The following is a 6,559-nucleotide window of genomic DNA, read 5'->3' on the forward strand; positions in this document are numbered from 1 at the left end:
TTTTTTACACTCATTCAACATTGTATTAGGCATTCGTCTAGTGTGTTACAGGACGTATTTGTTAATGAGATAAAGGGAATCCCCAATCAGTAGATTTTTCCTTCCCCCTAGGTCTTACAGCTAGTTAACCCGCAATAAAATATTCCCTAAAGTATAAACTCTAGGGAATGATTTTTTCTTCTCTTTGACATTAGAGAAGATATATTATTGTACTTCCATTTTCAAATCTCCTGTTTTTGCCCATCCTTTTTGTTTCAATGCTTGATAAGTTACTACAGAGATAACAGCTGGTACAACCACACCTATAACAAGATACATTACGAATACTCCTATTCCCTGATTAGCTAAGATATTTAACGGAGCAATAAAGGAGTTTAAACCTAGTCCAGCTAACGTATAAGGAACTTCAAAGTTAAATATTAAAATAGCAATTGGTGCACAAATTAGGGAAGATAAGAACGGCCCAATGACTAGCCTTGGATTCTTAACTAAGTTCGGAACTTGAACTTTCGGTGTTAAGAAGGATTGTGCAATATTTGCACCGATGTCATTCTGTCTAAAGGACATTGCCGTCCACCCCGCAAACTGTGCAGTACATCCAATTAATGCAGCAGCACTAGATACTGGGTCAAGCTGTAATGCAATCGCAATTGCAGCAGATGAAGCTGGTGACATTAAGAAAATACTCCAAATAAGTGCAATAACCATAGAACCTATTAACGGTGAACCAGAAACCCCTGTTGCTATTTGAGCGCTCAGCCACTCTAGTAATGGGGTTACAACTGCTGCAAGTCCAACCCCAACAACCCCGCCGACAAAGATAGCGGCAAATGGAATCGACATCATATCAAGTTTTGTTTTACCTGTTACTTTTTTACCTACCCATATTGCAACTACAGCAGCTAGGACTGCGCTGATAGGTTGTCCCGTCGTGAGCACCCAGCCGCCATCGGCATTCATGTTCAATGCTCCAGCCCCGATAGTAGCTGATGCCATCGCACTAAAGATTACCAATGTATTTCCACCTAATTGATAGGCAATTCCTGCTCCAATTGCAGGAGCCAGCATAAGTTGTGCCGTCTTACCAACCGTAATAAATCCTTCCCAGCCAGTAAAAGTACCTAAGGTTTCAATTAGAAGGCCAATACCCAGTGTTACTAAGACTGCATTAGCAAGTCCTATTGATGCTTTATACATACGATCGACTAAATAATCTTTTGTTGATTGCTTCATTTTGTTATGCCTCCTAAAATAGTAAAGTTACATTTTTCAATCTATTTAAAGATTAAAAATCTAATGTTTGTTCATCCTTTAGCAAATATTCTAGTTTTACTATACTAGAACGTAAATTTGTACTTCCTTATATAAAATAAAAAACCCTCTCCTAATATGGGATGGGCGCATCTTTTATTGTTTGAGCGCCAGCCTCCAATGTCTTACTAACGTAAAGTGGACTCAAACAATTTCCTTATATTACTGGATATTGTCTCAGTCCTATCTTAATAATCGAATAATAATGTTGTTATGTACAAAATTCTCTTGGTTGTTCATCTCTAGTTGCTCTCCTCTCAGTTTGTTTAAATTGATATAATAGTATTACAATTTTTAGTAAGTGTCAATAATTATTTTTTTCAGAATTATTAAAAGCGCTTTCATAATGAAGGTGATTTGCTAATTTTATCCAAAAAAACCAATCAGAAAGTTACTGATTGGCTTTATTGGTCCATTAATTGAATGCTGGAGCATCTATTGCTGAATCCTTTACTTCTTGTGGAACCTCTATATTTTCTACCGTATTAATTCCCTTATATTCTGTATCTATGGACTGAGAAATATTTAGTTCTTCTCCCTCTACGGAGAGTGTCATATCCATATCTACTTTTTCTTTGTTTATTTGATATGTTTCCTTATCAATATACATTTCAATGTATAGATGTGTAACATCCATGTTTTCCATTACTTGACTTAATTCTTCTCCAAACTGTGCAGTAAGATCTTCAGACATATACTCTTCGAATAACTGATTTGTTAGTTCTGTAAATCCTTCTCCATCAGCCGTTAATTTATATACATATTCTTTCTCTGTTTCTTCAAACTCAAAGTCTTCTACATATTGTTCTAGCGTCTCTAATTGTTCTGAAAGGTTTGGCTGCCCGCCACTCATCCCTGGCATGGCAGAACTGTCTAATTTAATCCACTGGGCTGACATAGAATCATAAGTATATGCTTCGCCATCAACCAAATACAGTTCCATTTCTAAATCCATTGGAAAATCATCCATAGTCATGGACATTGTCCCTTTTTGATACATTGCAATTGGATCAGTAATCATTTCTGCATCCATTTTACTTTCCATTGTGATTGGAGACTCACCAGGTGCTTCAATTTCCTGTTTCATATCCATGACTAACTCGGCGCTTTCCATCTCTTTTGCTGCTTCCATAGCATTTGTAAACACTTCTTCTGCATTTCCATCCCCACATGCTGCTAAAGCAATCGTAAGAATGGAAAAAATTGCTACAACCCATTTCTTTGTCATTAAAACCCTCCTAAAAATTGCTACCTATATTACGACAGACTCTTTAAAAGGTTTCATATTTTTAGTAAAAGGTTCTGAGCAATAATTTTGGATTTAGAAGGATGAGCTATAATCCTAGTTTTAAAGTTATGAAGCTAAATGCTTCTATTGCGCTAGTTAACTAGAGCGAGTAACTCATAAAATGTCCCAACTCTTTAACAGAGAACGTATCGCTTCTTCTAAATGTTCCTCCGATATTCCGGCAAATCCTAATATAATTCTTGGAGGATTCTCTTTCCTTTTATCCAATAAATAGGAAGATAGAGGATAGACCTTTATCTGATTTTCTTCTGCTTTATTCAACAGCTGTTGTTCACTCATCCCATTTTCTATCTCCAGTACAATATGCAGACCCGAGTGTTCTCCAATCGGTTTGATCTTCTCGTCAAAGGGTTTGATTGCATCTAGGGTTCTTTCCATTTTATCGCGGTAAATTTTTCTCATTCGGTTAAGATGTCTTTCAAAATCACCATTCTTCATGAATTGGGTAAGAACATACTGGTCCATTCTAGACACAGAGCAAGAATAAAAGGATACTGCTTGTTTAAATTGAGCTAATAACCTTTTAGGAATGACCATATAGCTTATTCGCATCGAAGGAATTAAAGACTTTGAAAAGGATCCAAGATAAATTACTTTATCTCCCTTATCCATACTTTGCAAGGAAGGAATAGACTTTCCACTATAACGGAATTCACTGTCATAATCATCCTCAATCACGTATCGATTATCGTCTTTCATCGCCCAGCTTAATAACTTATTTCTTCTATTAACAGACAATACCGATCCATAAGGGAAATGATGAGAAGGGGTAACGTAGACGACATTTACTCCTGATTGCATTAAAGGATCCACCCTGACTCCCTCTTCGTCTACCTCTAATGGAAATACCTCACGTTTTTCCCTCTTTAATAAATGGGAGATGACATGGTATCCAGGATCCTCCACTCCATAAATGGTATTGTTCTGAAACACTTGCATTAAATGTTGTAAGAGAATATCACTTCCAGCGCCTATCATTATTTGTTCGGGGGAACATTGAACACCCCTTGCATGGTATAAATATTTTGCAATCTCTTCTCTAAATTCTATATCCCCTTGAACATTTCCTAGGAGAAGCAAAGAATGATTTTCGTTGATCATCGTATTTTTTAAATATCTTCTCCACTTGGAAAAGGGAAAGTTCTTTGTATCAATCCATCCTGGATGAAAGTTGTATTTTATCTTTTTCTCGGATTTTTCTACTTTCTTAATTGGATGGCTGGGAGATTGTATATACTCTAAGTCCTCGAATGCTTGAACAAAGTAACCCTTCCTTGGAACACCTTCAATATAGCCTTCTGCTACTAATTGTTCATATGCGGTTTCAATTGTATTTTGGCTTATCTTCAAATACTCGGACAGCTTCCGTTTAGATGGCAATTTTGTTCCATATTCAATTCTCCCCTGAGCTATTTCCTTTTTTATATAGGCATAAAGCTGCTCATATAAAGGAAATCCATTATTTCGATCCAAGGGGCAAGATAGCATTTCCATTTTCATTCCACCTTTTACTGACACCATCATTTTCATAAAATCTGGCACTTTCAATAGTACCAACCTCTCTCTATAATAAAGTAAATTTAGAAAAATGAAAAGAGATTAAGAATGGAGTGGAATTAATGGAAAAATTATTAGGTACGGATACAGTAAAACGAGGAATGGCCCAAATGCAAAAAGGCGGTGTCATTATGGACGTCGTTAATGCCGAACAAGCAAAAATTGCAGAAGCATCAGGAGCGGTTGCAGTCATGGCATTAGAAAGGGTACCTTCTGATATTCGCGCTGCTGGTGGAGTAGCTCGAATGGCTGATCCTCGCATAGTTGAAGAGGTAATAGAAGCTGTATCTATCCCTGTTATGGCTAAAGCACGAATTGGACATATTGTCGAAGCTAGAGTATTAGAAGCTATGGGGGTAGATTACATAGATGAAAGTGAAGTTCTGACACCTGCTGATGAAGAATTCCATCTACTGAAGAGTGATTTTACCGTACCTTTCGTATGCGGATGCCGTGATTTAGGAGAAGCAGCGAGACGAATTGGCGAAGGCGCTTCGATGCTACGTACAAAAGGGGAACCAGGAACAGGTAATATCGTAGAGGCTGTACGCCATATTCGAAAGGTGAATGCCCAAATTCGTAAAGTTACTCTAATGAGTGATGATGAATTAATGACAGAAGCCAAACACCTTGGTGCGCCATATGACGTGTTAAAAGAGATTAAAAAATTAGGAAAGCTACCTGTTGTTAACTTTGCAGCAGGTGGAGTCGCAACTCCAGCAGATGCTGCCTTGATGATGGAATTAGGTGCAGATGGTGTCTTTGTTGGTTCTGGTGTTTTCAAATCAGAAAGCCCTGAAAAGTTCGCTAGCGCTATAGTACAGGCAACAACTTATTACAACGATTATGATTTAATTGCCAAGCTATCAAAAGAATTAGGTACTGCCATGAAAGGTATTGACATTTCTACGTTAAAACAAGAGGAAAGAATGCAAGATCGTGGCTGGTAACCCTTAAGTAGGAGAAAGGATGGTAGAAATGCGTATTGGTGTTTTGGCACTTCAAGGAGCTGTGGAAGAGCATATAGAACAAATAGAATCATTAGGGGCAAAGGCTGTTCCAATTAAGAAACCAGATGAATTAAATAGCATCGATGGCCTTATTTTACCTGGTGGTGAAAGTACAACCATGAGGAGGTTAATTGATCGATATCATTTCCTTATACCATTACAGGAATTTGCTGCAATGCAGAAACCCATTTTTGGTACATGCGCAGGAATGGTGCTCCTTGCTAAGGAAATTGCCGATACTGAATCTTCTCATCTAGGCTTAATGGACATAGTTGTAAAGAGAAATGCATTTGGACGTCAGCGCGAAAGCTTTGAAGTACAAATAGAGGTAGCGGGCTTTGAAGAACGCATCCCTGCTGTTTTCATTAGAGCACCGTATATAGACAAAGCTAGTGAAAAGGTAGAAGTTTTAGCTCAATATGAGGGACATATTGTAGCAGCTAGACAAGGAAATCTTCTCGTTTCTTCTTTTCACCCGGAACTTACATCGGATACTCGATTTCTTCAGTTATTCATTGATATGGTCAGCCAGTGCAATGTGGTGGAAACTGTTAGCTAATAAGAAAGAGGCTGCTATTCAAGCAGCCTCTTTTAACGTTCTTAATAGATACCACGTTCTTACTTACTTTGCTTTTTTATAGTTTTTGTGATTAACTACTGTTTTAATTGGTTCACCAGTTTGTGGGTGTGTACCTGTCTTTATAATCACAGAGTTTTCTCTGACGATGAGGACTTTACCTTCTTTCCCTTTTTGAAGACCTTTTACCACTTTAATTTTATCTCCAACGTCAGCTTTCTTTACTTGCGGTTCCGCTTTTTCTGTCACATCTTCTGCCATTTAAGCGTACCTCCTTTTTTTATTTAACATTACATATTTCAGATGAAAAATGAATTCCATTCGATTTGAGATATAATTTGTCTTGTTTTCTAATATTCCCAAAAGCAGCATGTAAAAAACCATAACAATAAAAGGTAATAAAAAATGCGTTGAAACTCACCTTTTCTAGTATGGTTTAGTGGCATTCTTAACACTCAGGATATTATTTTACCATAAATAACAAGAAACATGTCTTTTCCCGTTTTATATTATTTATTTAAAAAATACAGTAATTTCTAATATATACTGTAGTATAATATGTTTATTCCTCTTAAATCATGATATATATTTTATTGACTGTACTTAGAAATACTCTCCAATATTTTTGCGTAAAAAAAAACAGGACACAAAGTAAATTGTATCCTGTCTTCTCGTTGCCTGGCGGTGTCCTACTCTCGCAGGGAAAACCCAACTACCATCGGCGCTGGAGAGCTTAACTTCTGTGTTCGGTATGGGAACAGGTGTGGCCTCTCCGCCATCACTACCAGACAAAGT

The 6,559-nt window shown here is 37.2% G+C and carries 6 protein-coding genes and 1 rRNA gene; 2 read left to right on the plus strand and 5 right to left on the minus strand.

Annotated elements, in window-relative coordinates:
- Window positions 1-204 precede the first annotated feature (204 nt).
- The 3 genes from D8M04_RS19325 to pdxR form a co-directional block, all read right to left on the minus strand.
- The gene (locus D8M04_RS19325) at window positions 205-1,233 is read right to left on the minus strand and encodes a PTS sugar transporter subunit IIC (protein ID WP_121525055.1); all 1,029 of its coding nucleotides are present in this window, start codon (window positions 1,231-1,233) and stop codon (window positions 205-207) included.
- 493 nt (window positions 1,234-1,726) lie between these two features.
- On the minus strand, window positions 1,727-2,539 hold the full coding sequence (locus D8M04_RS19330; RefSeq protein ID WP_121525056.1) for a DUF6612 family protein: 813 nt from the start codon (window positions 2,537-2,539) through the stop codon (window positions 1,727-1,729).
- A gap of 174 nt (window positions 2,540-2,713) precedes the next feature.
- Window positions 2,714-4,114 (minus strand): MocR-like pyridoxine biosynthesis transcription factor PdxR, encoded by a 1,401-nt coding sequence (gene pdxR, locus D8M04_RS19335; protein ID WP_121525061.1) that lies wholly within the window; start codon window positions 4,112-4,114, stop codon window positions 2,714-2,716.
- Between the two features lie 125 nt (window positions 4,115-4,239).
- On the opposite strand from pdxR, the gene pdxS reads away from it, so the two are divergent.
- The gene (gene pdxS, locus D8M04_RS19340; RefSeq protein ID WP_121525057.1) at window positions 4,240-5,127 is read left to right on the plus strand and encodes a pyridoxal 5'-phosphate synthase lyase subunit PdxS; all 888 of its coding nucleotides are present in this window, start codon (window positions 4,240-4,242) and stop codon (window positions 5,125-5,127) included.
- A 28-nt stretch (window positions 5,128-5,155) separates the two neighbouring features.
- The gene (gene pdxT / locus D8M04_RS19345; RefSeq protein ID WP_121525062.1) at window positions 5,156-5,746 is read left to right on the plus strand and encodes a pyridoxal 5'-phosphate synthase glutaminase subunit PdxT; all 591 of its coding nucleotides are present in this window, start codon (window positions 5,156-5,158) and stop codon (window positions 5,744-5,746) included.
- Window positions 5,747-5,809: 63 nt separating this feature from the next.
- On the opposite strand, the gene D8M04_RS19350 is transcribed toward pdxT, so the two are convergent.
- Together D8M04_RS19350 and rrf are read right to left on the minus strand one after the other, a co-directional pair.
- The gene (locus tag D8M04_RS19350) at window positions 5,810-6,025 is read right to left on the minus strand and encodes a DUF2187 family protein (RefSeq protein ID WP_121525058.1); all 216 of its coding nucleotides are present in this window, start codon (window positions 6,023-6,025) and stop codon (window positions 5,810-5,812) included.
- A 415-nt stretch (window positions 6,026-6,440) separates the two neighbouring features.
- Window positions 6,441-6,553: ribosomal RNA gene (gene rrf, locus D8M04_RS19355) — 5S ribosomal RNA — on the minus strand.
- Between the last annotated feature and the right edge of the window lie 6 nt (window positions 6,554-6,559).

It is taken from the genome of Oceanobacillus piezotolerans (genome assembly GCF_003665065.1).
Classification (GTDB): Bacteria; Bacillota; Bacilli; order Bacillales; family Amphibacillaceae; genus Oceanobacillus; species Oceanobacillus piezotolerans.